The sequence below is a fragment of the Streptomyces sp. NPDC107517 genome, from assembly GCF_055582645.1.
Genome location: NZ_JBVJPM010000002.1, coordinates 626,593 through 652,523 on the forward strand (window position 1 = coordinate 626,593; position 25,931 = coordinate 652,523).

Consider the following 25,931-nt stretch of genomic DNA (forward strand, 5'->3'; position numbering starts at 1 on the left):
TGAAGCGGCGTGATCGTTGTGGCGCCCTGTGACGGACCGGCCCAGTCGAGACCGGACCGGCCCTGTCACGGGCGAGCCCTGTGGCGGATCAGCCCGCAGTGGGGCCCGCCCGGTGACGACGAGCCCTGCGGCGCGCCGGCGGGCCTCAGCTCGTGGGCATGTCCTTGAGGAGGCAGGTCAGGCGGGCCGAGCAGACCCGCCGGTCCTGCTCGTCGGTGATCACGATCTCGTACGTGGCGGTGGAGCGGCCGCGGTGAACGGGCGTGGCGACGCCGGTGACGAGGCCGGAGCGGGCGCCGCGGTGATGCGTGCAGTTCAGGTCGACGCCGACGGCGATCTTGGAGCTGCCGCCGTGGAGCATGGAGCCGACGGAGCCGAGTGTCTCGGCGAGCACCGCGGAGGCGCCGCCGTGCAGCAGGCCGTAGGGCTGCGTGTTGCCCTCGACGGGCATGGTACCGACGACGCGGTCAGCGGACGCTTCCTTGATCTCGACGCCCATGCGGGTGCCGAGATCTCCCGCGGAGAACATGGCGGGCAGGTCGACGCCGAGCGCCGCGTACTCGTCGATGACCTCTTGCGGGAACTTCACGCTGCTGTGCTCGCCCATGGTGCCCGGCTCCGTTCGTCGTCTGTCGGTGTTCGTGCTGTGGGTGCTGTTCGGCCTGGTCGGCCGCCTGAGCAAACGCTCAGTCGGTCGCCGATTGTTCCAGGCGGACGACGACGGACTTGCTGGTGGGGGTGTTGCTGGTGTCAGCGGTGGCGTCCAGCGGGATCAGGACGTTGGTCTCCGGGTAGTACGCGGCCGCGCAGCCCCGGGCCGTCGGGTAGTGGACGACGCGGAAGCCGGGGGCGCGGCGCTCCACGCCGTCCCTCCACTCGCTCACCAGGTCGACGTAGGAGCCGTCGGCGAGACCCAGGTCCTGGGCGTCGTGGGGGCTGACGAGGACGACCCGGCGGCCGTTCCTGATGCCGCGGTAGCGGTCGTCGAGGCCGTAGATCGTGGTGTTGTACTGGTCGTGCGAGCGCAGGGTCTGCAGCAGCAGCCGGCCCTCGGGGAGCTTCGGGTGCTCGACGGGCGCGGCCGTGAAGTTCGCCTTGCCGGTGGTGGTGGGGAAGCGCCGCTCGTCGCGTGGGCCGTGCGGCAGGGTGAAGCCGCCCGGGCGACCAGCAGAACCAGCCACGCGCGCGTTGAAGTCCTCGAAGCCCGGGATGACGTTCGCGATGCGGTCGCGGACCGTGGCGTAGTCCTTCTCGAACTCCTCCCAGGGCGTGCGTGACGCCTCGCCCAGGACGCGGCGCGCGAGGCGGGCCACGATCGCCGGCTCCGACAGGAGGTGCTTGCTCGCGGGCGCGAGGCGGCCACGGGAGGCGTGGACCATGCTCATGGAGTCCTCGACGGTCACGAACTGCTCGCCACTGCCCTGGACGTCGCGCTCGGTGCGGCCCAGCGTCGGCAGGATCAGGGCGCGCGCGCCGGTGACCGCGTGGGAGCGGTTGAGCTTCGTCGACACGTGCACCGTCAGGGCGGCGCGGCGCATCGCGGCCTCGGTGACGTCGGTGTCGGGGGAGGCCGCCACGAAGTTGCCGCCCATCGCGAAGAACACCTTCGCCTCGCCGTCGCGCAGTGCCTCGATGGCCCGTACGACGTCGAAGCCGTGCTCGCGCGGCGGTGCGAAGCCGAACTCCCTCTCCAGGGCGTCCAGGAAGGCGGGCGCGGGGCGTTCGAAGACGCCCATGGTGCGGTCGCCCTGCACGTTGGAGTGGCCGCGCACCGGGCAGACACCCGCGCCGGGGCGGCCGATGTTCCCGCGCAGGAGCAGGAAGTTCACCACTTCGCGGATCGTGGGCACGGAGTGCTTGTGCTGGGTGAGGCCCATCGCCCAGCACACGACGGTGCGCTCGGAGGCGAGCACGAGGGAGAGGGCCTCCTCGATCTCGGCGCGCTCCAGGCCCGTCGCCGTCAGTGTCGCGTCCCAGTCGGCGGCGCGGGCGGCGGCGGCGAACTCCTCGTAGCCGTGGGTGTGTTCCTCTACGAAGGCGTCGTCGACGGCGCCGTCCGTCTCCAGGATCAGCTTGTTCAGGAGGCGGAAGAGGGCCTGGTCCCCGCCGATGCGGATCTGGAGGAACAGGTCGGTCAGGGTGGCGCCCTTGAACATGCCCTGCGGGGTCTGCGGGTTCTTGAAGCGCTCGAGTCCGGCCTCGGGCAGCGGGTTGATCGTGATGATCTTCGCGCCGTTCTCCTTGGCCTTCTCCAGGGCGGAGAGCATGCGCGGGTGGTTCGTGCCCGGGTTCTGTCCGGCCACGATGATCAGGTCGGACCGGTAGAGGTCCTCCAGCAGGACGCTGCCCTTGCCGATGCCGATGGTCTCCGTGAGCGCGGAACCGGACGACTCGTGGCACATGTTGGAGCAGTCGGGCAGGTTGTTCGTGCCGAACTCGCGGGCGAACAGCTGGTAGAGGAACGCCGCCTCGTTGCTCGTGCGGCCCGAGGTGTAGAACACGGCCTCGTCGGGGGAGGCCAGGGCGGCCAGCTCCTCGGCGATGATGTCGAAGGCGCGCTCCCAGGACACCGGCTCGTAGCGCTCGGCGCCGTCCGCCAGATACATGGGGTGGGTGAGGCGGCCCTGCTGGCCCAGCCAGTACCCGGAGCGGGTCGCGAGGTCGGCGACGGGATGCGCGGCGAAGAAGTCGGGAGTGACCCGGCGCAGGGTGGCCTCCTCGGCGACCGCCTTCGCGCCGTTCTCGCAGAACTCCGCCTTGTGCCGGGTCTCGGGCTCCGGCCAGGCGCAGCCCGGGCAGTCGAAGCCGTCCTTCTGATTGACGCGGAGAAGGGTGAGCGCGGTGCGGCGCACGCCCATCTGCTGCTGGGCGATCTTGAGGGAATGGGCGACGGCGGGCAGCCCGGCGGCGGCGCGCAGCGGTGCGTCCACCTGCGGCGCGTCCTGGACCGGATCTCCCGTGGGCGGCTTCGTTGCCATCGTCTGATCCCCTTCGAGCACACGTGTGAGGTACGTCGCCGATCCTCGCACGCACGGCTGACAGCCCCCGCCGGCGGCCCGTGGCGGACCGGACTGTCAGTGGGGCGTGGCAGGATCGGGGGCGTGGCAGAGACAGCAGCGAAGAAGACCGAGAAGACGACCTCAGGCAGCCGGCCGCGGCTGATGCTCATGGACGGGCATTCGCTGGCGTACCGCGCGTTCTTCGCGCTGCCCGCGGAGAACTTCACGACCGCGACCGGACAGCCGACCAACGCGATCTACGGCTTCGCGTCGATGCTGGCGAACACGCTGCGTGACGAGGCGCCCACGCACTTCGCGGTGGCGTTCGACGTCTCGCGCAAGACGTGGCGCTCGGAGGAGTTCACGGAGTACAAGGCGAACCGTTCGAAGACCCCGGACGAGTTCAAGGGCCAGGTCGAGCTGATCGGCGAGGTCCTCGACGCGATGCACACACCGCGCTTCGCGGTCGACGGGTTCGAGGCGGACGACATCATCGCCACGCTCGCCACCCAGGCCGAGGCCGCCGGGTTCGACGTCCTGGTCGTCACCGGCGACCGGGACTCCTTCCAGCTCGTCAGCGACCACGTCACGGTGCTCTACCCGACGAAGGGCGTCTCCGAGCTGACGCGGTTCACGCCGGAGAAGGTCGAGGAGAAGTACGGGCTCACGCCGGCCCAGTACCCGGACTTCGCGGCCCTGCGCGGCGACCCGTCGGACAACCTGCCGGGCATCCCCGGCGTCGGCGAGAAGACCGCCGCGAAGTGGATCAACCAGTTCGGTTCGTTCGCCGAGCTCGTGGAGCGCGCCGAAGAGGTCAAGGGCAAGGCGGGGCAGAATTTCCGCGACCACATCGAAGCCGTCAAGCTGAACCGCCGGCTCACCGAGATGGTGCGCGACGTCGAGCTCCCCAAGACGGTCGACGACCTGGAGCGCACCGCGTACGACCGCACGGCCCTCGCGATGGTCCTGGACACCCTGGAGATCCGGAACCCGTCGCTGCGCGAGCGGCTCCTCGCCGTCGACCCGGGCGCCGAGCAGGCCGAACAGGCGCCCGCCGAGCCGGGCGTCGACGTCGACGGCTCGGTCCTCGGCGCGGGCGAGGTGGCCCCGTGGCTCGCCGAGCACGGCGACGCGGTCCTCGGCCTCGCCACCGTCGACACCTGGACGCTCGGCACGGGATCCGTCACCGAGGTGGCGCTCGCCGGCGCCGGGGGAGCCGCCGCCTGGTTCGACCCCACCCAGCTCGACGAGGCCGACGAGAACGCGTTCGCGGCCTGGCTCGCCGACGCCGCGAAGCCCAAGGTCCTGCACAACGCGAAGAGCGTCATGCGGGTCTTCGCCGAGCACGGCTGGACCGTGGACGGCGTCACCATGGACACGGCGCTCGCCGCGTACCTGGTCAAGCCCGGCCGCCGCTCCTTCGCGCTCGACGCGCTGACCCTGGAGTACCTCGGCCGTGAGCTCGCCCCGGCGGCGGCCGACGGACAGCTCGCCTTCGGTACGGAGGACGACGACCAGGCCGAGGCCGACGCGCTCATGGTGCACGCCCGCGCGATCCTCGACCTCGGCGAGGCCTTCGGCGGGAAGCTCCGGGAAGTCGGTGCGGCCGGCCTCCTCGAGGACGTCGAGCTGCCCACGTCCGCGCTCCTGGCCCGCATGGAGCGGCACGGCATCGCCGCCGACCGCGCCCATCTGGAGGCCATGGAGCAGATGTTCGCGGGCGCCGTCCAGCAGGCGGTGAAGGAGGCCCACGCCTCGGTGGGCCACGAGTTCAACCTCGGCTCGCCCAAGCAGCTCCAGGAAGTCTTCTTCGGCGAGCTCGACCTGCCCAAGACGAAGAAGACGAAGACCGGGTACACGACGGACGCGGACGCGCTCGCCTGGCTGGCCACGCAGACCGACCACGAACTCCCCGTGATCATGCTGCGCCACCGCGAGCAGGCGAAGCTGCGCGTCACCGTCGAGGGCCTCATCAAGACGATCGCCGCGGACGGCCGCATCCACACGACGTTCAACCAGACCGTCGCCGCGACGGGCCGGCTCTCCTCGACGGACCCGAACCTGCAGAACATCCCGGTCCGCACCGACGAGGGCCGGGCCATCCGCCGCGGCTTCGTCGTCGGCGAGGGCTTCGAGTCGCTCATGACCGCGGACTACAGCCAGATCGAGCTGCGCGTCATGGCGCACCTCTCCGAGGACGAGGGCCTCATCGAGGCGTTCACCTCCGGCGAGGACCTGCACACCACGGTCGGCGCGCAGGTCTTCGGCGTCGAGCGGTCCGCCGTCGACGCGGAGATGCGCCGCAAGATCAAGGCCATGTCGTACGGGCTCGCCTACGGCCTGTCCGCGTTCGGCCTGTCCGGGCAGCTGAACATCGAGCCGGGCGAGGCGCGGGTCCTCATGGACACGTACTTCGAGCGGTTCGGCGGCGTGCGCGACTATCTGCGCCGCGTCGTCGACGAGGCGCGCGCCACGGGCTACACCGAGACGATGCTCGGCCGCCGCCGGTATCTGCCGGACCTCAACAGCGACAACCGCCAGCGCCGTGAGATGGCTGAGCGCATGGCGCTCAACGCCCCCATTCAGGGCACGGCCGCCGACATCGTGAAGATCGCCATGCTGAACGTGGACAAGGCGCTCAAGGACGCGAAGCTCAAGTCCCGGCTGCTGCTCCAGGTCCATGACGAAATCGTCCTGGAGATCGCCCCGGGCGAGGCCTCGGCGGCGGAGGAGCTGGTCCGGCGCGAGATGGCCGGGGCAGTGCAACTGCGGGCGCCGCTGGACGTGTCGGTGGGCGTGGGCCCGGACTGGGAGTCCGCGGCGCACTAGCCTCCGGCGGACGGGAGTCCGGACGTGAGTTCAGGCAAGGGGCAGGGCCAACGGGCTTTGCCCCTTACCTGGTTCACGACCTTGTTCACCGTTCTTGTGGCACCGGAGCCGGCGCCTCCCTGCGATCGGCCGCTCCTCGACGCGCCCGCACGACAAGCGCGTACACGACCAGGCCGAGTACGAGGCCCGCGCCCCCGCCGAAGCACAGGGTCGGGATGATCTCCCACGGCTTGGCGGCAGCTCCCCAGTACGTCCACCAGCGCACCGTCCGTACCCCCGCGGCCACCGCCACGCACCCACCGATCACCAGCGCCGCCACCCACCGCTCACCCGCCGAGAGCTGAGGCAGCGCGGCGCGGGCGTCGGCGGCGGCCGACGAGGGGACACGGCGCACCGCCGACACCACGAAGAGCGCGATCACGACGAGCGCGACCGCCGAACCCCCGTACTGCGCGTACCAGTAGAGAGGGGAGCCGGCGATCTTCTCGCCGAGGACCGGGAACACGCGCATGCCCCACCGGTCGAGATGTGTGAACGCGTCCCACACCACGTGTGTCGCCGCGCCGAGGACGGCGGACACGTACCACCACCACACCGCGGCCACCGGCCGCCGCTCCCGCACGAATGCGTCGGACGCGGAGCGGCCCGATGCGAATGCGTCAGACGGGGAGCCGCCAGACGTGGAGCCGCGAGACGCGAAAGCGCCGGACGCGGAGCCGCCGCCCCGAGCGCCGCCCGCACCCCGCGCCACCACAAGAACCCGCCCCCGCACCCGCGCCGGCAGCAGCGCGATCACCGGCTCCCGCAGCAGGCGCCACAGCCCGACCAGTGCCGCGGCGATGGCCACGTCGATCGTGAAGACGCCCGGGAAGGAGTGGGTGAAGTCCCCGAACTCCATCGCCCCCGGCACCGCACTCTCCGCGAAGTACGTCACGTCAGGCGCGAACGAGCCCGCCACCAGCAGCGACGGCACGAGCGCGCCGCGCCCCGTGCCGTCACGGCGGACGGCCGGCAGCACGGCCGCGGCATGACTGATCGTGAACGGCAAGAGGTCCCCCTCGGACGGTTCTTGATGCGGTGCGTACGCGGTGCCGCTCAGTATGGCCGTCGCGATCGCGGAAACGCGTACGTGGCCAACCGGCAAATATCGGGCACGAACGGGTGTCTGCGCGCGGGAAGTTGTCGTAGTGTCGCGTGGGTCACTCCACGCTGGGGAGCGTGGGCGGACCCGGAAACGGTCGGCAATCGGAGGGGCTCACGGCATGGCGGCGCTATTCGGAAAGCGGTTGCGCAGGTCGGCGATGACAACCGCTGTGGCAGCTGCCGCCGTGGCGGCGCTCTCCGCGTCACAGGCGCCGGGCTTCACCGACGCGCAGAACGGCGGGCATTCCAGCGCCGACGCGACGCCCTCGCCCGGCGACTCGGCGACCGGCGACTCCCCGTACTACACCGACCTGCCGCCTCTCAACAGCCCCACCGCGCCCCCCAGTACGGGACCCGGCAGCCCGGGCGGCACGGGTACCGGCGGGAACGAGGCAGGTATCCCGGCCACCGTCCTCGACGCCTACAAGAAGGCAGAGGCGGAGCTCGCCGCGACGAAGCCGGGCTGCAACCTCCCCTGGCAGCTGCTCGCCGCGATCGGCAAGGTCGAGTCGGGCCAGGCCCGCGGCGGCAACGTCGACGCGAACGGCACCACGCTCAAGCCGATCCTCGGCCCGGTCCTCGACGGCAACGGCTTCGCGAGGATCACCGACACCGACAACGGCGCCTACGACGGCGACAGGACGCACGACCGGGCCGTCGGCCCCATGCAGTTCATCCCGTCGACCTGGGAGTGGTCCGGCCGCGACGGCAACGGCGACGGCAAGAAGGACCCCAACAACATCTACGACGCCGCGCTCGCCGCCGGCCACTACCTGTGCCGCGGCGACCGAGACCTGTCCCAGAGCGGCGGCCTGAACGCGGCGATCCTGAGCTACAACCACTCGGAGGAGTACCTCAAGACGGTCCTGAAGTGGCTCGCTTACTACCGCAAGGGCACCCACGAGGTACCGGACGGCACCGGAGTCCAGCCCGGCAACCGCAGCGACGGAGCCCTCAGCCCCTCGCCCTCGCCGAGCAGCCCCGGCACGACCAGCCCGTCCCCCGGCACCTCCGAGCCGCCCGCGTCGTCCGAGCCGTCGAAGCCCGGCAAGCCGGGCGGCTCCCCGGGCACCGACCCGTCGAAGCCGGGCGGCGGAGGCTCCACGAGCCCCGAGCCGCCCACGCCCGCCGAGTCGGTCGCGCACATCGAGGACGCCGGTACCGGCACACTCGCCGCGACCGCGGGTGACGCCTTCGCCGAACGTGTCGCCGTGCGCACGGAGAACGCCGCGGGCAAGGGCGTCGGCACGATCAAGGTGAAGCTCACCGTCGTCGGCGACACGGATCTGACGTTCAGCGGCGGCTTCAAGACCGTCACCGTCGTCACCGACAGCACCGGCAAGGCCACCGCGCCGCCGCTGAGGGCGGGCGAGGACACCGGAGAGTTCACCGTCCGCGCCACCGTCGTCGACCGCAACCTGCCCGGCCTCGACTACACGGCGACCGTGTCCGCCCGCCAGGCCGACACCGTCACCCGGACCGACGACAAGGAGCTGACCTGCGAGGCCGGCGGCCAGTTCGCCGACCCGGTCCAGATCAGGGCCACCTACAAGGGCGCCGCCGCCGACGGGGTCGCCACCACGGCCACGCTGATCAAGTCGAAGGACGACGCGACCGAGAACGACAAGGGCCCCTACTTCAAGGACGCGGACGGCAAGGCGATCCGCACCCTCAAGGGCCTCAAGACCGACGGCGACGGCCGACTCCAGCTGCCGAAGATCTACGCGGACGACGCCACCGGCACGTTCCTGCTCCGCATCGACACCACCGGCGGCGCGACCCTCACCATCGAACTGAAGGTCACCGCGGCCGCCGCCACGGCCACTCCCTCGGCCTCGCCGTCGGCGACGTAACTCCCCACGGCGCACGCCGTGACCAGCAGCACCCGCGCCGCCCCCTCGCCGTTCTCCGGCCGAGGGGGCGGCGCTGTTGTGCAACGTGTTCTCATCTCGGCCGCGCGTTGCTACGGTGCCCCAGACCTGACGACCTATCAGATCTCGGATCCGGTGATCCGCCGGGAGGCTGCATGCGTGCCCTGATCGCCGCCGCGACCGGTCTTGCCGTGGCGCTCGCCCTCGTCATCACGATCTCGGCGATCGGTTCCCCGCCCGGCGAGACCTCGCCCAAACCGCTGCTGACCACCGTCCCCAAGCACCCCTGACCGCCGAGGAGGCCGCCGCGATGCGCCGCAAGGCCAGCCTGATCCTGCTCGCTCTCGCCGTGTTCTGCACGGCGATGTCCCCGCTGATGCGCTGGTACGCGTTCCCGCGCCTCGCGAAGATCCCGGCCGGCCAGTACCAGAGCGTCGTCCTGGAGGCGAAGAACCCGACCCTCCTCGACTACGGCTCGATGCAGGCGAAGAAGGTCCCCAAGGTCACCGTCGTCCAGACGCTCAAGGGCAACGTGGAGGCCTCCGAACAGGTCGAGAAGAGCGCGGGCCGCGACGTCGTCGTCTGGGACTCCCTCTCCTACATCGTCGGACCCGACGGCAAGATGGTCTCCCAGGTCCCCGAGCGCTACGTCTTCGACGCCCACAGCCAGGCACCCGTCCACCCCACGGGCAAGTACGCCGAGACCGTCGACGGCGACAAGGTCAGGCGCGACGGCATCGAGTTCAAGTGGCCCTTCCTCACCGAGAAGCGGGACTACGAGTACTACGACGCCCAGGCCCGCGTCACCCGGCCCATCCACTACAAGGGGACCCAGACCTTCCGCGGAGTGAAGGTCTACTACTTCGAGCAGACCATCCCCTGGACGAAGGTTCCGCTCCCCAAGACGATGCCGGTCAAGGGCATCACACCGGAGTCCGTCGCCAAGACCGGCACCACCCGCTGGTACAGCACCGTCCGCAAGTTCTGGGTCGAGCCGGTCACCGGAGCCCCCGTCTACGGCGAGGAGATCCAGAACAACGAACTCCGCGGCGGCACGCTCTTGGGGGGCCGCGACAAGGTGACGGTCTTCAAGGGCCACGTGAAGATGCGCGAGGACTACATCAAGTCGACGGTCGACCTCGTCAAGTCCAACCGCGTCCTGGTCGTCCTGCTCACCTCGTACCTGCCCTGGGGCTTCCTCGTCCTCGGCCTGCTCCTGCTCGCGCTCTCCCTGTGGCTGGAGGCCCGCAGTCGCCGCCCGGGCGAGCCCGAGGCCGCTCGGGAGCACGAGTCGGAACCCGTCAGCGCCTGAGCCGGGCGCTCGTGTGCCGCGTCGCGACCGCGCCCGCCGGATCCTCCGGCCACGGATGCTTCGGGTACCGGCCGCGCAGCTCGGCGCGCACCGCCCGGTACCCCTCGCGCCAGAAGGAGGCGAGATCCGCGGTCACGGCCGCGGGCCGCCCCGCGGGGGACAACAGATGCACCAGGACCGGCACACCGGCCACGCGCGGCGACTCGTGCAGCCCGAACATCTCCTGCACCTTCACGGCCAGTACGGGCTGTTCGGGGTTCGCGTAGTCGATCCGGATCCTTGATCCGCTCGGCACTTCAAGGCGCTCCGGCGCCAGCTCGTCGAGGCGGGCCGCGTCCCCGCTCGCCCAGGGGAGCAGCCGCCGCAGCGCCTGGCCCGCGTCGATCCGGCCCAGATCGGACCGGCGCCGCGCCTTGCCGAGCTCCGGCTCCAGCCACTCGTCCACGCGCGCGTGCAGCGCGTCGTCCGACACGTCGGGCCAGGGCGCGCCCAGCGTCCGGTGCAGGAACGCGAGCCGCTCCCGCAGCTCCCCGGCCTCCCGGGACCACCGCAGCAGAGAGAACCCCTCCCGCCGAAGCCCTTCCTCCAACGCCTCCCGTACGAGAGCGGGGGCGGCCTCCTTCAGCGGGCGCACGGCGAGTTCCACCGCGCCGAGCCGCTCGACATGCCGCGCCACCAACTCCCCGTCGGCCCACGCCACTTCGTCCCCCTCGGTACGCAGCGGCGCCGCGGCACGCAGCGCGACCTCCTCGTCGACGACCGCGGCGAGCCGCACGCGCGCGTGCCCGGCGCCCACAGGCCGGTCGGCGACCGCGACGGCGATCCACGGAGCACCCCGCAGCCGGGACCCCTCCGCGAGCGCGGCCCGTGTACCGGACACCATCAGATACTCGCCGTCCCGCCCGCGCCCCACCCGCTCGGGGAAGGCGAGCGCGGCGACGACGCCGGCGACCCGGTCCTCGGACAGGTCCCCGGTCCCGGCCTCGCGCACCGGGGCCTGCCCGGCGGTTGGCTCCGATCCCGCCCCTGCCGCCCCCGTGAGCCGCCGTACCTCCGTCTTCCAGCGCGCGGCGTACGCGTCGGCGCCCCGGCGCGCGGTGCGCCACGCGGCGGCCAGATCGTCGCCGTAGTCGCGGGGCGGCTCCTCGCTCAGGAGGGCGACCACCTCGGCCGCGCGGCGAGCGCCCACCAGCGAGGTCGCGTCGAGGAGGGCGCGGGCCAGGCGGGGATGCAGGCCGAGCCCCGCGAGGCGTGCGCCGCGCTCCGTGGCCCGGCCCGAGTCCGCCCCGACCGCCCCGATCGCCGTCAGGACGGACCGGGCCGCCGCCATCGCCCCGGCCGGCGGGGCGTCCAGGAGCGCGAGGCCCGAGGCGTCCGGATCGCCCCAGCACGCCGCCTGCAACGCGAACGCCGTCAGGTCCGCCACCTTGATCTCCGGCGCGGGGAACCGAGGCAGCCGCACGTCCTCCGCCTCCGTCCAGCACCGGAACACCACGCCGGGAGCCTCGCGCCCGGCGCGCCCCGCCCGCTGCCGTCCCGCCGCCTGAGAGGCCCGTACGGTCGTCAGGGCGCTCAGCCCGCGCGCGTGGTCCACCCGTGGCTCCCGCGCGAGCCCCGAGTCCACGACGACCCGCACACCCGGAACCGTCAGCGACGACTCGGCCACGGACGTCGCGAGCACCACCCGCCGCCGCGCACCGGGCGAGAGCACCGCGTCCTGCACCGCGGCCGGCGCCCGCCCGTGCACCTGAAGCACATCCACGTCACCCAGCCCGCCCAGCTGCCCGGCCACGCGCGCGATCTCACCGACCCCCGGCAGGAAGCACAGCACATCCCCGCTCCGCTCCCGCAGCGCGCGCCGCACCACCGCCGCCACGTGCGTGAGCAACGCCGGATCCACCCGCATCCCGTGCGGCGGCCGAACCGGTCGCCCGGGCGGGGCCCACACCGTCTCCACGGGATACGAGATTCCCTCGGCCTCGACGACGGGCGCCCCGCCGAGCAGCCGCGCCCAGCCCTGCGCGTCCGTCGTCGCCGACGCCGCCACCAGCCGAAGCTCGGGCCGCAGCGCCTCGCGCACGTCGCACAGGAACGCCGCGACCGTGTCCGCGTCCAGATGTCGCTCGTGGACCTCGTCGAGCATGACGACATCCACGCCCGCCAGCTCCTGGTCGCGCTGGAGCCGTTGCAGGAGCACACCCGTCGTGACGACCTCCACGCGCGCGTCGCGCCCCATCACCCGCTCACCGCGCACCGTGTAGCCGACGCTCTCGCCGGCCTTCTCGCCCAGCAGCCACGCCATCCGCCGCGCCGCGGCCCGCGCCGCGATCCGCCGCGGCTCCGCGACGACGACACGCCGCGCGGGCCCGTCACCGACGAGCCCGGCGAGCACCAGCGGCACCAGGGTCGTCTTGCCGGTCCCCGGCGGCGCCACGAGAGCGGCGCTGCCCGGCGCCGCGGGCCCGTCGAGGGCCTCGCGCAGGCCGGGCAGCGCACTGCGTACAGGCAGGTCCAGAGCGTCGTCACGGATCACCTGCTCAGTCTCCCCCCGGGAGACTTCGGCCGGAGGCGCCCCCCGCCTAGCTCCGCTCGCAGACGAAGATCGCCGTCCCCGGGATCAGATTTCCGCGCAGCGGGGACCAGCCGCCCCACTCCTGCGTGTTCCATGCCGGCCACTGCGGCTCGACGAGGTCCACCAGACGGAACCCGCCGGCCACGATGTCCCGCACCCGGTCACCGACCGTCCTGTGGTGCTCCACGTATATGGCGCGCCCCTCGTCGTCCTGCTCCACGTAAGGGGTGCGGTCGAAGTAGGAGGCCGCCACGGAGAGACCCTCCGGCCCCGGCTCGTCCGGGAACGCCCAGCGGATCGGATGCGTCACCGAGAACACGAACCGGCCGCCGGGCCGCAGCACCCGGTGCACGTCCCGCAGCACCCGCACCGGATCGGCGACAAAGGGGAGTGCGCCGTACGCCGAGCAGGCCAGGTCGAAGGAGCCGTCCGCGAACGGCAGCGCGCCCGCGTCCGCCTCCACCAGCGGCACCGCGCCGCCGTCGATGCGCAGCGCGTGCTGGAGCTGCCGGTGAGAGAGGTCGAGCGCGACGGGGTGCGCGCCCTGCGCGGCGAGCCAGCGTGAGCACTGCGCCGCGCCCGCGCCGATCTCCAGGACGACCTTGTCCTTCAGGTCCTCCGGCGGGCCGAGCAGCTCGGCCTCCACCTCGTCGAGGCCCTCGGGCCCCCACACGAAGCGGTCGTCCCCGAGGAACGTGCCGTGCTCGACCTGATAGTCGTCCGCGTTCCTGTCCCACCAGCCACGATTGGCACGGGAACTCTCCGTGATGCCGGCATCGCGCCGGGTGGCTTCAGGCTCGAACGGTTCGGGCTCTTGGATGATGGGCTCCCTAGTCGTACTCTTCCGTTCAACCCGTCGCGGCAGAGTGCCGAGCGGCCCATGTGGCCTCGTGCGACAGGTTTTGTGCCGGGTTTGCGAAGTTCGCCCCGGGTGTGCGCCTTCGCGCATTGACCCTGTCCGGCTGCCCCCGTATGCTACAAGTTGCGCTGCGAGCCTGCGCTCCTCAGACATAGCAGGCTGCGCTCGCATCTGTATGTATGTCCCCTCGGTTATCGAGGCGCCCCCTCCGGGAGTGGCGCTTCCTGAGCTGTCCGGCCTTCTGCAGTGCGATCACGGGCTCCCGGCGTAGCAGTACCTACGACTTCAATGTCCGTACCGGAGCCCTTACCCACATGACGAGCAGCACCGAGACCACCGCCACCACCCCGCAGGTAGCGGTCAACGACATCGGTAACGAGGAAGCCTTCCTCGCCGCGATCGACGAGACGATCAAGTACTTCAACGACGGCGACATCGTCGACGGCGTCATCGTGAAGGTCGACCGGGACGAGGTCCTGCTCGACATCGGTTACAAGACCGAAGGCGTGATCCCGAGCCGTGAGCTCTCGATCAAGCACGATGTCGACCCGAACGAGGTCGTCAAGGTCGGCGACGAGATCGAGGCCCTGGTTCTCCAGAAGGAGGACAAGGAAGGCCGTCTGATCCTGTCCAAGAAGCGCGCTCAGTACGAGCGTGCCTGGGGCACGATCGAGAAGATCAAGGAAGAAGACGGCATCGTCACCGGTACCGTCATCGAGGTCGTCAAGGGTGGTCTCATCCTCGACATCGGCCTCCGCGGCTTCCTGCCGGCCTCCCTCGTCGAGATGCGCCGTGTCCGCGACCTCCAGCCCTACGTGGGCAAGGAGCTCGAGGCCAAGATCATCGAGCTGGACAAGAACCGCAACAACGTGGTCCTGTCCCGCCGTGCCTGGCTCGAGCAGACCCAGTCCGAGGTTCGCCAGACGTTCCTCACGACCCTCCAGAAGGGTCAGGTCCGCTCCGGCGTCGTTTCCTCGATCGTCAACTTCGGTGCCTTCGTGGACCTGGGTGGCGTCGACGGTCTCGTGCACGTCTCCGAGCTGTCCTGGAAGCACATCGACCACCCGTCCGAGGTTGTCGAGGTCGGCCAGGAAGTCACCGTCGAGGTCCTCGACGTCGACATGGACCGCGAGCGTGTCTCCCTGTCGCTGAAGGCGACGCAGGAAGACCCGTGGCAGCAGTTCGCCCGTACGCACCAGATCGGCCAGGTCGTCCCCGGCAAGGTCACGAAGCTGGTTCCGTTCGGTGCGTTCGTCCGCGTGGACGAGGGCATCGAGGGTCTGGTCCACATCTCCGAGCTGGCCGAGCGCCACGTGGAGATCCCGGAGCAGGTCGTCCAGGTCAACGACGAGATCTTCGTCAAGGTCATCGACATCGACCTCGAGCGTCGCCGCATCAGCCTCTCGCTGAAGCAGGCCAACGAGGCCTTCGGTGCCGACCCGTCGACGGTCGAGTTCGACCCGACCCTGTACGGCATGGCCGCGTCGTACGACGACCAGGGCAACTACATCTACCCCGAGGGCTTCGACCCCGAGACCAACGACTGGCTCGAGGGCTACGAGACCCAGCGCGAGGCCTGGGAGACCCAGTACGCCGAGGCGCAGCAGCGCTTCGAGCAGCACCAGGCTCAGGTCATCAAGTCCCGCGAGGCCGACGCCCAGGCCGAGGCCGAGGGTGCTGCCGCTCCGGCCGGCGCCCCGGCTGCGTCCGGTGGCGGCGGCGGTTCGTACTCCTCGGAGTCGGACGACAACTCCGGCGCGCTTGCTTCGGACGAGGCGCTCGCCGCGCTCCGCGAGAAGCTGGCCGGTGGTCAGAGCTGACCTGAACCCTCCGGGTTCCGGTAAGTAGTTGAGCGGGCCCGCACCCCTTGGGTGCGGGCCCGCTTCTCTGTGTCCGCCGACGTGTCTTCTGGAGTGACCGGTACGTTCGTCAGGCCCTCGCCGCCTCTGACACCGTGCAACAGAGTGTTCTTGTACCTGAATCCTGGGTTCACATGAGAACCCAGGATGTGGCATGCCTGCGCCAAGATCTGCCCGGTGGGGTGTGCGGGGAGGGAAACGTGGGAGATACACGAGTAACTCCTGTGCCGTAACAGGCCGTTGCGAGGATTCCCCGGATCACTCAAGATCGAGGGGAGTCGTCAGCATGGCAGTACAGCAGCGACCGGAGGCGGGCGCGAGCCGCCGGGCCTTCCTGCGCAACGTCGGGGTGAGCGGTGGTGCGGGCGCGATGTTCGCCACCATGGGAGCCCTCGGCCTCGCCCCCACCGCGCAGGCCGCCCCCCGCGAGCAGGCCTACAGCGCACCGAAGTCGGGCGACTTCACGCTCACCGGCCGCGGCGCCGCCAAGGTCGTCGTCGTCGGCGGGGGCATCGCCGGACTCGCGACGGCGTACGAACTCGGCAAGGCGGGCTACGACTGTACGGTCCTGGAGGCCAGGGACCGCACGGGCGGCCGCAACTTCACGGTGCGCGGCGGCGACAGCACCGTCGACCTGTACGGCAACCGGCAGACCGCGCGCTTCGCGCGGGGCCAGTACCTGAACGCCGGGCCGGCGCGGCTGCCCCAGTGGATGGTCACCCTCGACTACTGCCGCGAACTCGGTGTCCCCGTCGAGGTGTTCACGAATACGAACGCCGACGCGTATCTCTACAACGAGTCCGCCGGCATGACCGCGCCCGTGCGCTACCGCACCGCCAAGGCCGATGTGTACGGCTATGTGTCGGAGCTGCTGGCCAAGGCCACGAACAAGGGCGCTCTCGACAAGGAACTCACCGCGTCCGACCAGGAGCGCCTCATGGAGTTCCTCAAGGACTTCGGGGACCTCGGCGACAAGCTGGCCTACGAGGGCGGGGAGCGCCGCGGCTACAGCACGGTCCCGGCCGCCACCGGGACGCCCGGAGTGATGCTCGGCGACGTGCCCTCCGCGTCGGACGTGTTCGCCAGCGGCGTCGGGCGGTATTTCTCCTTCGAGTTCGGCTTCGACCAGGCCATGCTGATGTTCCAGCCCGTGGGCGGCATGGACCAGATACCGAAGGCGCTGACGCGGGCGATCGGCGCGCACAAGGTGCGTACGGGCGCCGTCGTCAGCAGGATCACGCAGACGGCGGGCGGAGTCACTGTCACCTACACGCAGGGCGGCAGGACGAGGGCCGTCGAGGCCGACTACTGCGTCGGCGCGCTGCCGCCCAACATTCTCGCGAAGATCCCGCACAACCTCGGCTCCGGCGTGCAGTCCGCACTGGAGTCCATCACCCCGCAGTCCGCGGGCAAGATAGGCCTGGAGTACCGGTCCCGCTGGTGGGAGCTCGACCACAAGATCTACGGCGGCATCACCGAGACCGACCTCGACGTCACTCACATCTGGCACCCGTCCTACGGCTTCCACGGCGAGCGCGGCCTGCTCGTCGGCTACTACAACTACGACCGCGACGCCGACGCGTACGCCGAGCTCACACCGGGCGAGCGCGAGAAGCGTGCCGTGGCCGCCGGCGTGAAGATCTACGGCGAGAAGTACCGCACCGAACTCGCCTCCTCCTTCTCGCATCACTGGCGTCAGACCCCGCACCTCGAAGCCGCCTGGCACGACACCCCCGGCGGCCCCGACGACCCCCGCTACAAGCCGCTCAACGAACCCACCGGCCGTGTCTACTTCGCCGGGGACTGGCTCAGCTACACCGACGCGTGGCAGCACGGGGCGTTCACCTCCGCCCGCCGGGCAGTGACCAGGCTCCACGCGCGCGTGCTGGCCGCGTAGGGACGCACGGCAGGTAAGAGGTGCCTCTGAGGGGCGCGGGGAGGGAATGCCCGCGCCCCACCGGGCGTTCTGGATGGGGAGATACGGGGAAGAGGGCGAGGAGCGGTCACAGTGCTTGATCCGCAGGGTTTGTACGCATGGGAGCCGAAGGGCCTGGCCGTGGTGGACATGGCGCTCGCCCAGGAGTCGGCCGGACTGGTCATGCTCTACCACTTCGACGGATACATCGACGCGGGTGAGACCGGCGAGCAGATCGTGGACCGGGTCCTCGACTCGCTGCCGCACCAGGTCGTGGCGCGGTTCGACCACGACCGGCTCGTCGACTACCGGGCCCGCCGCCCGCTGCTCACCTTCCGGCGCGACCGCTGGACGGACTACGACGTGCCCGCCCTCGAGGTGCGACTCGTCCAGGACGCCACGGGCGCCCCCTTCCTGCTGCTCTCCGGCCCCGAGCCGGACGTCGAGTGGGAGCGTTTCGCGGCCGCGGTGAAGGAGATCGTCGAACGGCTCGGCGTGCGCCTCGCGGTCAACTTCCACGGGATCCCCATGGGCGTCCCGCACACGCGGCCCGTCGGTCTCACCCCGCACGGCAACAGGACCGAGCTCGTCCCCGGCCACCGCAGCCCCTTCGACGAGGCGCAGGTCCCGGGCAGCGCGGAGGCCCTCGTCGAGTACCGCCTCATGGAGGCCGGACACGACGTACTCGGTGTCGCCGCGCACGTTCCGCACTACATCGCGCGCTCGCCGTACCCCGACGCCGCGCTGACCGTCCTCGAAGCCATCACGGCGGCGACCGGCCTCGTGCTGCCCTCGGTGGCGCACGGGCTGCGTACGGAGGCGTACCGCACACAGACGGAGATCGACCGGCAGATCCAGGAGGGCGACGAGGAACTCGTCGCGCTCGTCCAGGGACTTGAGCACCAGTACGACGCCGCCGCGGGCGCCGAGAGCCGCGGGAACATGCTGGCCGAACCGACCGACATCCCGTCCGCCGACGAGATCGGCCTCGAGTTCGAGAAGTTCCTCATCGAACGCGAGGGCGACGCATAGGGGCTGTGGTCAGCCGTGGGGGCCTCGCCTAAGCTGCCCGCATGCTGAAGGTGGGTCTGACCGGCGGAATCGGTGCCGGCAAGAGCGAGGTGTCCCGGCTGCTGGTGGAGCACGGGGCCGTACTGATCGACGCGGACCGCATCGCGCGGGAGGTCGTGGAGCCCGGAACTCCCGGACTCGCCGCGGTCGTCGAGGCGTTCGGGAGCGACGTCCTCGCCCCGGACGGCTCCCTCGACCGGCCCGCGCTCGGCGCGATCGTCTTCGCCGACGCGGACCGCCTCGCCGTCCTCAACTCGATCGTGCACCCCCTCGTCGGAGCCCGCTCCGCCGAACTCGAAGCCGCCGCCAGCGGTGACTCCGTCGTCGTGCACGACGTACCGCTGCTCGCCGAGAACGGCCTCGCACCGCTGTACGACCTCGTGGTCGTCGTGGACGCGAGCCCCGAGAACCAGCTCGACCGCCTCGTGCGCCTGCGCGGCATGAGCGAGGAGGACGCCCGCGCCCGCATGGCGGCCCAGGCCACCCGCGACAAGCGCCTGGAGATCGCCGACATCGTGATCGACAACGACGTACCGCTCGACGAACTGCACCGGCGGGTCGACGCCGTCTGGGCGGACCTCGCGCAGCGGGCGTCCGCGGCCTAGAAGGGGGACGGGCGTGGTCGTACTGGCGGCGTTCACCTTCCTCGGCGGCCTGGTGGCGATCCTCGCCGGGGCGTACGGGCTGCGGCGGGCCCGGCGGATCAGCGAGGCCGGACGCGTCACCCAGGCACTGGTGAAACCCCCGCAGACGGGTTCCGAGCGGCCCCTGCTGCAGTTCGAGACGCATGACGGCCGTGTCGTCGAGGTGACGTCCCCCGCGCCGCCCACCCGACGGCTGCCGCTGCCGGCGGGCGGCCTGGTCGGCATCGCGTACGACGTCGACGACCCGCGCGAGACCGTGCTCATCGGCGGTGAGCGGCCCGCCCTCGACTGGGTGTTCGTGGCCGCGGGCGTGGCGCTGACCGTGCTCGGCGCGGTACTCACGGTGACCTGGGGCTGAGCCTTCGGGGCGGTCGGACGTACGTACGCCAGGGTGTTACGGGGGAGGAATAGGGCCGACAGTCCACGCCGTTGACGTGGACGACGAAGGAGGGAGACCGCTGTGCCCCACTCCAACCCGGAGACGCACGTCATCGACTTCCGTGCCGCTGAGCATCTGCTTGCGGCGCGCGACCCGCGAGGCGCGGTGAAACTGCTCGACCCGGTCATCGCGGCCCACCCCGAGAACACGGCGGCGCGGCTGCTGCGCGCCCGCGCGTTCTTCGCGGCGGCCCAACTGCGGGCCGCCGAACTCGAGTTCACCATCGTCCTGGAGCGCGAGCCGGACAACGCCTTCGCGCACTTCGCGCTCGCCCGCACCTATCAGCGTGCCGCGCGGCCGGACCAGGCACGGCGCCATTTCCGGCTGGCGGCGGCGCTCGACCCGCAGCCGGACTACGTGGCCGCGGCCGCTTTCGACGACGCTCAGTAGGGCGAGGCACCCGGGGAGTTCCAGGGCGGTCAGGGCTTGTGCTGCGGGGGATTGTCGGGCGGTACGTCCGGGGGATCGTAGGGCGGTACGTCGGGGCCCGGCTGGAAGTGCGGGCCCTGTCGGATGTGGCGGGTGATCACGAAGAGGTCGACGGTCACGATCAGCCACAGCACCCCGCACGCGAGCGCCCACCACGGGCGGTCCGTGAGGATGAACGCGACCGTGCCGAAGATCGTCCAGGCCAGACCCCAGATGCTGAGCCACAGCCGGGCGCGCAGGGCACTGCGCGCGGTCACGGGTTCACTGCCCGTACGCATCGTCACCACCTCCGCCCGTGAAGGGGCACCCCTCCAGGGTGCCTCGTCACGGGCGGAGGCGTCGGGTGCGTCCGGCCTCTCGCGCGGCGCACCGTTCCCTGAAAAGGTGAGCTGGTTTCCGGTCGGCGGAATGCGGCCGCCGGGGTGCGGCCGGTGGAGGGGAGGACGCGTGCTGGACGGGCAGAAGAGCGGCGAGCGGCTCGCGGGATGGGTGGAGGCGCTCGACGGACAGGGGCGGGCGGAGGCGGTCGTCCCCGACGCGGAGGACCTGCCCGAGGTCCTCCTCGATCTCGGGGTCGCCCACGAGGACATCAACGAACTCGTCGCGCTGCGCCCCCGGGTGGCCGACGACCCCGAAGTGCGCGATCTCCTGGAGCGGGCCGTGGACGCCGTCACCCGGGACATGGGCACGGTCGGCAAGAGCCCCGGCTTCCCGTCCCCGCCCGACGGCGGAGATCTCCTAGAACGCTGCTTCTCCGTGTATGTCTACGTGGCGGCGCTGCCCGCCACGCGCGCGTACCACCGCGGTCTCGGGGTGCCGGACGACGTCTCGCGGTGCACCCTCGCCGACCTGGGGCGCCACATGGCCGTCCACCGCAGGCGGTACGGCAACTGCGGCATTCACGCGGTCTCCTGGCTCGGTCTGCACTTCCATGGGGAGCTCTACCAGCTGGGCCGGCTCCAATATCAGCGGGCCACCCTCGGCGGGCGCTCGGGCGACGGGATCGCCGCCGCGGGCCTGCCCCTGAAGACGGGTGACCCGTGCCTCAGCCTCCACATCCCCGACTACAGGGGCCCGCTGTCGCCGGTGGCGTGCGACCGGTCCCTGCTCCAGGCCGAGGAGTTCTTCGCGCGCCACTACCCACGCGAGCGCTACGAGGTCGCCGTGTGCCACTCCTGGCTCCTCGACGCCCAGTTGAAGAGCTACCTGCGCGCCGACTCCAACCTCGTGCGGTTCCAGGAGCGCTTCCGCACCGCCTGGGACAGCGACGAGCCGGACGACGGGGTGCCGGTCGGCTTCGTCTTCGGTGACCCCGCCCTTCCGGTGGAGGGACTGCCGCGCCGCACGAGCGTCGAGCGTGCTGTCGGTGACCATCTGCGCGCGGGCGGGCACTGGTACGGCGGACATGGCTGGTTCCCGCTGCCGTGGTCGGGAACTGCCGCCTCAGGACCGCTCGTTGAGGGGGCATGAGCCTTGAGACGCGTGAGGGATACGGAGGCACGGGACCCGGCGCCATCACGCCGGACGGCTGCGCGGTCGATCTGTACGCGCGCCTGCCCGTAGGGGACGAGGCCGACGTCATCGCCGCTGCTGTGCCCGCGGGAGCGAGCATTCTCGAACTGGGCAGTGGCGTCGGCCGGATGACGCACCCCCTCATCGAGCGCGGCTTCACGGTCACGGCCGTGGACGAGTCCGCCGAGATGCTGGAGCGGGTGCGCGGGGCGCGGACGATCTGCTCGCCGGTCGAGTCGCTGGACGCGGGCGGGACGTTCGACGTGGTGCTGCTCGCGTCATTCCTCGTGCACGCCGGGGACGTGGCGGTGCGTCAGGGGATGCTCGACACCTGTCGGCGTCATGTCGCCGACCGAGGCTGCGTGCTGATCCAGCGCGAGGGCCCGGACTACCACACGAACCTGCCGCGCGAGCGCGTGGACCCGAGCGGTTTCACGGTCCGCATCGTGTCCGCGGAGCCCGTGGGGGACGGGGTGAACTCGGTCCGTGCGGAGTACGAGTTCCCCGACGCGGCCTGGACGCACACGTTCCTGGCACGGCCCCTGACGCGGGAGCAGTTCGAGGAGGCCCTCGCGCAGGCCGGGTTGAAGGTCGACCAGTACCTCACGGACGACCAGGTGTGGGTACGGGCGGTGCCTGCATAGGGTGCCGGGCGACCGATGAGTTGCACGGTGTGCCGCCGTCTACCTCTGTGACAGCCGGACGGCGAGGCCCGGCGCCGACTCACCGAGGAGCACCCGATGTCCGAGACCACCGCCCCCGTCACGACCGCCGCCTCCGCGACCTCAGCCCCGGTCGCCGGCAGGGCGCGCGCCGCCCGTGTCGCGCTGCTCACGCTCACAGTGCTGCTCGCGCTGTTCTACGGCGTCGCGAGCGCCCTGCCCAAGCTGATCGCGCACCCGTCGGCGGTCGAGTCGTTCGACACGATCGGGTGGGGGAGTGCGGCGATGTACGTCATCGGTGTCCTCGAACTGGCCGGCGCCATCGCCCTGTTGGTGCCGGTGCTCTCCGGGGTCGCCCCGATCGCGCTGAGCGCGCTGATGACCGGCGCGTTCGTCGTGCAGATGTCCTACTTCGACGGGGAGAACGCGGCGACGCCGCTCGTCCTGATCGTCCCGCTGGCGCTGCTCGCATGGACACGCCGCCGGAGCAACGCGGATCTGGTCCGCCTGGTCAAGCGCCGGGCGTGACCGCGCGGCCAGAGGCCGACCCCGTGGACGTACGGGGTCAGCCTCTGCCGCGTTCGTTCCTGTCGCGTTCGTTCCCGTCGTGCTCGGCCGGGGGTACGGGGCCCGAGCCGAACGTCGCGCGCAACCGGTCCATGTCCCTGCGGTCCCGTTTCGTCGGGCGGCCCGCGCCGCGGTCGCGGATGGCCACGGGGGCGACGGCCGCGCGCGGCGGGGGCGGCGGGCTGTTGTCCACGTAGCACTCGACGGCCACGGGGGCGCCCACACGCTTGCGGATCAGGCGCTTCACGATCACGACCCGCTCGTGCCCGCCGGCCTGGCGCACCCGCACCTCGTCGCCCACGCGCACGTTGTAGGCGGCCTTCACGCGCTCACCGTTGACCTTCACGTGCCCGCCCCGGCACGCCGTCGCGCCCGCCGAGCGCGTCTTGGCCAGCCGCACGGACCAGATCCAGCTGTCGATCCGTACGCTCTCACCGGCGCCGGGACCGGCCGCCCGCGCCGCGGCCGCCGCGTTCGAGGCCTTGTCCGCACCCGTACCCGAAGCGGAATCCGCACCAGTGCCGGAACCGGATTCCGAGGCGGTGTCCGAAGCAGTATCCGAAGCCATGCCTCGACCTTAGTCCCGGATTGCCCCGATCCGGCGAGTCACCCGGACGCCACACGCCCCCCCGACGGGTAATCCGGACAAAATGCCATGCGTTTCAAGGGCAGTCATCGGACATCGAGGGGTATGGCGGCCATGGACGCCATAGACGCCAGGGGCGTGCAAGTCGAAGTCGACGGCCTGATGGACGGACTCCGCGCCGATCTGGAGCGGCTCGCCGCCATCCCGTCCATCGCCTTCCCCGGCTTCCCGGCCGAACCCGTGCGGGAGGCGCACGACCTGCTCGTCGGGCTGTTCAGGGACGCCGGTGTCGAGCGCGTCGAGCGGATCGATCTGCGTCGCTCGCCTTCCTCATCCCCTCGACCTCGGGCCACGCCACCCTCGCCATGCCGATCCTCGCGCCGCTCGCCGACTTCGCGGGCTTCTCGCGCGCGGTCCTTCACCGCGTGGCAGGCCGCCCGGCGGCTGGATGAACCTGTGGGTGCCGACCACGGCCGTGACGATCGGCGGCGTGGCCCTCGCCCAGGTCGGCTGCGACAAGTATCTGCGCTTCATCTGGCCGCTGCCGGCCATCCTGTCCGTACTGATCTGCGGGTTCGTGGCGGCGGGAGCGGCGTGGACGTGATGGGTGCGCGTTTCTTCCGGGCCGTCGGCAGTCAGCGGCGCGTGCGGCGGCGGGTCCGTTCGCCGGGGGGTCTCGATGAACTGGAGCTCCAGGGCGACCGGCGCCGGGGCGATCCCGGGGCCGCCCGCTTCGGCCCAGCGCAGGATCTCGTCCGTGACGTCGTCGCCCATCGACCAGCCCACCCACACGGGGCGCCCGCCCCGCCGCCGGCCCTCGCCCGACGGCTGCACCACCATGACGTTCGCCTGGTCGCACGGGCCCAGACAGTCCGTCACCCGCACCGCGACCGCCCCGCCGGACGAGCCGGCCGCGGCCCGTAGCCGCTCCAACTGCCACGCGTGGTCATAGCCGGGGTACTTGGCCGTGTTCCCGCAGCAGCAGCCCCTGCACACCACGAGGGTGCAGGGGCGATGGGGGTACCTCCCTGCTCGAGCGGAGTCGAGAGCTCGGGGGAGGGCGGCACCGATCACGGAACGGGTGGTGGGTCGAACGGGTCGAGCGGGCACAGAACTCCTTGTCCGGGCGGGCACGGAACGCGTATGCGTACCGAGCGATTCTCCGTCATCTACGCGTCCGCCCCCAAGTACGCGCCCTGGCGCCCCGTAATGGAGTCGCCTGTCCTCGCGCACCGTCGATAGCGTGGCTCCATGCCTGCCGCGCACGAAGTCATGACCGACCGGGCCTTCCTCGACCACGTCACCGACCGGCTCGCCGCACTGCCGGGTGTGCGGGCCGTCGCGCTCGGTGGGTCGCGGGCCCAGGGCACTCAACGACCTGACAGTGACTGGGACTTCGCCGTCTACTACCGGGGTGATTTCCAGCCGGACGACCTGCGGGGCGTCGGGTGGGAGGGGGAGGTTTCCGAGATCGGTGGGTGGGGTGGCGGGGTCTTCAACGGCGGGGCCTGGCTGACCGTCGACGGGCGGCGCATCGACGTGCACTACCGCGATCTCGACGTGGTGGAAGGGGAGTTGGCCGAGGCCGAGCGGGGGCGCGTCCGCTGGGAGCCCCTGATGTTCCATCTGGCCGGGATCCCGACCTACCTCGTCGTCGCCGAGCTCGCCGTCAACCAGGTGCTGCACGGTACGGTGCCCCGGCCCGCCGGCTACCCCGCGGCGCTGCGGAAGGCGGCCCCGGACATGTGGTGGGGACGCGCCCTGGGCACGCTCCAGTACGCCAAGGCCAACAACGCGCCCCAAGGAGGCAGGGCCGAAGTCCACGGGGCGGTCGCCGTGGCCGCGATGTCGGCCGCGCACGCCGTCCTCGCCGCGCGCGGCGCCTGGGTCACCAACGAGAAGCGGCTCCTGGAGCGCGCGGGGCTGCTGGGCGTGCACAGCCTGCTCGCAGGGGCGTCGGGCGACCTGGCTGACGTGGTCGACCGGACTCAGCTCGTTCTGAAGCGCGCCGTCGACTCCGCGCGCAGGAGCTGAGCAGGCGAAGCCGGCCGGGCGGGCGGGATCAGGGGTGCGGGCCGCGCGGGTGAGCGCCCCAGGTCGTACACCGCGCTGTCCTCCCACGCCCGCCCGTCCGTCACGATCAGGCGCACCGACCCGACGCGCGCCGTCAACGGCAGAAGGGGGCGCAGTTCCCGCTCCAGCGCGTCGTACGCCGCCTCGTACGTCTCGGGTCCCTCGTCGTTCGCGAGCGTGAGGTGGGGGTCCAGACCCTCCGGCCCGAACACGCCGCGGTAGGGGACCGCCTCCGGCCAGCGCTCCCGCAAGGACTTCGTGAGGGCGTGGACGGGGTCCTCGGGAGCGGGCGGGAGATAGAGGACCCCCGGGTAGCGGCGGAACTCCGCGAACGTCAGGTCGAACGGGTCCCGGTCCGCGAACAGCGCCGACAATTCGGCATGGACCTCCGGCGTGATCCGCGCGGCGGGGAGAAAGGGGTACAGCACCGTGATATGGGCCGGGAACGGCGCCCGCACGAAGGCGTCCGCCTCCGGGATCCGAATCGTCAGGGCCGTGTCGCCGGGCACGTCCGGCCAGCCGTCCTCGCTGCTCACGGCGCGCAATCCTGCCATGGCGCCCCTCGGGTGACCTGCGGCGGGCCCGTTCC

General features: G+C 71.5%; 23 protein-coding genes and 1 pseudogene. 16 read left to right on the forward strand and 8 right to left on the reverse strand.

Annotation, left to right across the window (positions count from 1 at the left end; genetic code table 11):
- Window positions 1-145 precede the first annotated feature (145 nt).
- The gene (locus ACZ67T_RS06585) at window positions 146-607 is read right to left on the reverse strand and encodes a PaaI family thioesterase (protein ID WP_326776269.1); all 462 of its coding nucleotides are present in this window, start codon (window positions 605-607) and stop codon (window positions 146-148) included.
- A gap of 79 nt (window positions 608-686) precedes the next feature.
- Window positions 687-2,978, reverse strand: coding sequence for an FdhF/YdeP family oxidoreductase (locus tag ACZ67T_RS06590; RefSeq protein ID WP_469981920.1), 2,292 nt, complete (start codon window positions 2,976-2,978; stop codon window positions 687-689).
- A 123-nt stretch (window positions 2,979-3,101) separates the two neighbouring features.
- Here ACZ67T_RS06590 and polA point away from each other — a divergent pair, with 123 nt between their 5' ends.
- On the forward strand, window positions 3,102-5,828 hold the full coding sequence (gene polA / locus ACZ67T_RS06595) for a DNA polymerase I (protein ID WP_469981922.1): 2,727 nt from the start codon (window positions 3,102-3,104) through the stop codon (window positions 5,826-5,828).
- 85 nt (window positions 5,829-5,913) lie between these two features.
- Here the strand turns inward: polA and ACZ67T_RS06600 are convergent, their stop codons facing one another.
- A complete protein-coding gene (locus ACZ67T_RS06600; protein WP_469981924.1) occupies window positions 5,914-6,876 on the reverse strand; it encodes a DUF4184 family protein in 963 nt (320 codons plus the stop codon).
- Window positions 6,877-7,090: 214 nt separating this feature from the next.
- On the opposite strand from ACZ67T_RS06600, the gene ACZ67T_RS06605 reads away from it, so the two are divergent.
- The 3 genes from ACZ67T_RS06605 (at window position 7,091) to pgfA (ending at window position 10,154) form a co-directional block, all read left to right on the forward strand.
- A complete protein-coding gene (locus tag ACZ67T_RS06605) occupies window positions 7,091-8,824 on the forward strand; it encodes a lytic transglycosylase domain-containing protein (RefSeq protein ID WP_469981926.1) in 1,734 nt (577 codons plus the stop codon).
- Between the two features lie 173 nt (window positions 8,825-8,997).
- A complete protein-coding gene (locus tag ACZ67T_RS06610) occupies window positions 8,998-9,132 on the forward strand; it encodes an SPW_0924 family protein (protein ID WP_107489191.1) in 135 nt (44 codons plus the stop codon).
- 20 nt (window positions 9,133-9,152) lie between these two features.
- Window positions 9,153-10,154, forward strand: a complete 1,002-nt coding sequence (gene pgfA, locus ACZ67T_RS06615) for a cell envelope lipid trafficking protein PgfA (RefSeq protein WP_469981928.1) — start codon at window positions 9,153-9,155, stop codon at window positions 10,152-10,154.
- Here pgfA and hrpB read toward each other — a convergent pair.
- Both hrpB and ACZ67T_RS06625 read right to left on the reverse strand, forming a co-directional pair.
- Window positions 10,144-12,687, reverse strand: a complete 2,544-nt coding sequence (hrpB, locus tag ACZ67T_RS06620; protein ID WP_469981929.1) for an ATP-dependent helicase HrpB — start codon at window positions 12,685-12,687, stop codon at window positions 10,144-10,146. The genes pgfA and hrpB overlap by 11 nt on opposite strands.
- Window positions 12,688-12,733: 46 nt before the next feature.
- The gene (locus tag ACZ67T_RS06625; RefSeq protein WP_469981931.1) at window positions 12,734-13,675 is read right to left on the reverse strand and encodes a class I SAM-dependent methyltransferase; all 942 of its coding nucleotides are present in this window, start codon (window positions 13,673-13,675) and stop codon (window positions 12,734-12,736) included.
- Window positions 13,676-13,899: 224 nt separating this feature from the next.
- Here ACZ67T_RS06625 and rpsA point away from each other — a divergent pair, with 224 nt between their 5' ends.
- The 6 genes from rpsA to ACZ67T_RS06655 all read left to right on the forward strand — a co-directional run bounded on the left by rpsA (window position 13,900) and on the right by ACZ67T_RS06655 (window position 19,903).
- On the forward strand, window positions 13,900-15,405 hold the full coding sequence (gene rpsA, locus ACZ67T_RS06630) for a 30S ribosomal protein S1 (RefSeq protein WP_376542029.1): 1,506 nt from the start codon (window positions 13,900-13,902) through the stop codon (window positions 15,403-15,405).
- Window positions 15,406-15,814: 409 nt separating this feature from the next.
- Entirely contained in the window at window positions 15,815-17,341 is a 1,527-nt protein-coding gene (locus ACZ67T_RS06635; RefSeq protein WP_469982289.1) for a flavin monoamine oxidase family protein, read from the forward strand.
- Between the two features lie 111 nt (window positions 17,342-17,452).
- Entirely contained in the window at window positions 17,453-18,391 is a 939-nt protein-coding gene (locus ACZ67T_RS06640; protein ID WP_469981933.1) for a PAC2 family protein, read from the forward strand.
- 41 nt (window positions 18,392-18,432) lie between these two features.
- Window positions 18,433-19,035: a dephospho-CoA kinase gene (gene coaE / locus ACZ67T_RS06645; protein ID WP_469981935.1), complete on the forward strand. Its 603-nt coding sequence runs from the start codon at window positions 18,433-18,435 to the stop codon at window positions 19,033-19,035.
- 13 nt (window positions 19,036-19,048) lie between these two features.
- Complete coding sequence (locus ACZ67T_RS06650) at window positions 19,049-19,432, forward strand: hypothetical protein (protein WP_469981937.1); 384 nt, start codon at window positions 19,049-19,051, stop codon at window positions 19,430-19,432.
- A gap of 102 nt (window positions 19,433-19,534) precedes the next feature.
- Entirely contained in the window at window positions 19,535-19,903 is a 369-nt protein-coding gene (locus ACZ67T_RS06655; protein WP_469981939.1) for a tetratricopeptide repeat protein, read from the forward strand.
- Between the two features lie 29 nt (window positions 19,904-19,932).
- Here ACZ67T_RS06655 and ACZ67T_RS06660 read toward each other — a convergent pair whose 3' ends face one another.
- The gene (locus tag ACZ67T_RS06660; RefSeq protein ID WP_469981941.1) at window positions 19,933-20,220 is read right to left on the reverse strand and encodes a DUF6343 family protein; all 288 of its coding nucleotides are present in this window, start codon (window positions 20,218-20,220) and stop codon (window positions 19,933-19,935) included.
- A 130-nt stretch (window positions 20,221-20,350) separates the two neighbouring features.
- On the opposite strand from ACZ67T_RS06660, the gene ACZ67T_RS06665 reads away from it, so the two are divergent.
- The 3 genes from ACZ67T_RS06665 to ACZ67T_RS06675 all read left to right on the forward strand — a co-directional run bounded on the left by ACZ67T_RS06665 (window position 20,351) and on the right by ACZ67T_RS06675 (window position 22,644).
- Complete coding sequence (locus ACZ67T_RS06665; protein ID WP_469982291.1) at window positions 20,351-21,412, forward strand: acyltransferase domain-containing protein; 1,062 nt, start codon at window positions 20,351-20,353, stop codon at window positions 21,410-21,412.
- Window positions 21,409-22,098, forward strand: coding sequence for a class I SAM-dependent methyltransferase (locus tag ACZ67T_RS06670; RefSeq protein WP_469981942.1), 690 nt, complete (start codon window positions 21,409-21,411; stop codon window positions 22,096-22,098). Before ACZ67T_RS06665 ends, ACZ67T_RS06670 begins: the two co-directional genes overlap by 4 nt.
- A 96-nt stretch (window positions 22,099-22,194) precedes the next feature.
- Window positions 22,195-22,644, forward strand: a complete 450-nt coding sequence (locus tag ACZ67T_RS06675; protein ID WP_469981943.1) for a DoxX family protein — start codon at window positions 22,195-22,197, stop codon at window positions 22,642-22,644.
- A gap of 37 nt (window positions 22,645-22,681) precedes the next feature.
- On the opposite strand, the gene ACZ67T_RS06680 is transcribed toward ACZ67T_RS06675, so the two are convergent.
- The gene (locus ACZ67T_RS06680) at window positions 22,682-23,251 is read right to left on the reverse strand and encodes an RNA-binding S4 domain-containing protein (RefSeq protein ID WP_469981944.1); all 570 of its coding nucleotides are present in this window, start codon (window positions 23,249-23,251) and stop codon (window positions 22,682-22,684) included.
- A gap of 338 nt (window positions 23,252-23,589) precedes the next feature.
- On the opposite strand from ACZ67T_RS06680, the pseudogene ACZ67T_RS06685 reads away from it, so the two are divergent.
- From ACZ67T_RS06685 to ACZ67T_RS06695, 3 genes and pseudogenes are all read left to right on the forward strand, one after another.
- Window positions 23,590-23,873: pseudogene (locus tag ACZ67T_RS06685) on the forward strand (YfcC family protein); the annotation flags it as partial.
- A gap of 75 nt (window positions 23,874-23,948) precedes the next feature.
- The gene (locus ACZ67T_RS06690) at window positions 23,949-24,221 is read left to right on the forward strand and encodes a hypothetical protein (RefSeq protein WP_469981946.1); all 273 of its coding nucleotides are present in this window, start codon (window positions 23,949-23,951) and stop codon (window positions 24,219-24,221) included.
- Between the two features lie 299 nt (window positions 24,222-24,520).
- Entirely contained in the window at window positions 24,521-25,303 is a 783-nt protein-coding gene (locus tag ACZ67T_RS06695; protein WP_469981948.1) for a nucleotidyltransferase family protein, read from the forward strand.
- On the opposite strand, the gene ACZ67T_RS06700 is transcribed toward ACZ67T_RS06695, so the two are convergent.
- On the reverse strand, window positions 25,258-25,878 hold the full coding sequence (locus ACZ67T_RS06700; RefSeq protein WP_469981949.1) for a 2'-5' RNA ligase family protein: 621 nt from the start codon (window positions 25,876-25,878) through the stop codon (window positions 25,258-25,260). The two genes, ACZ67T_RS06695 and ACZ67T_RS06700, sit on opposite strands and share 46 nt — an antisense overlap.
- Window positions 25,879-25,931 lie beyond the last annotated feature (53 nt).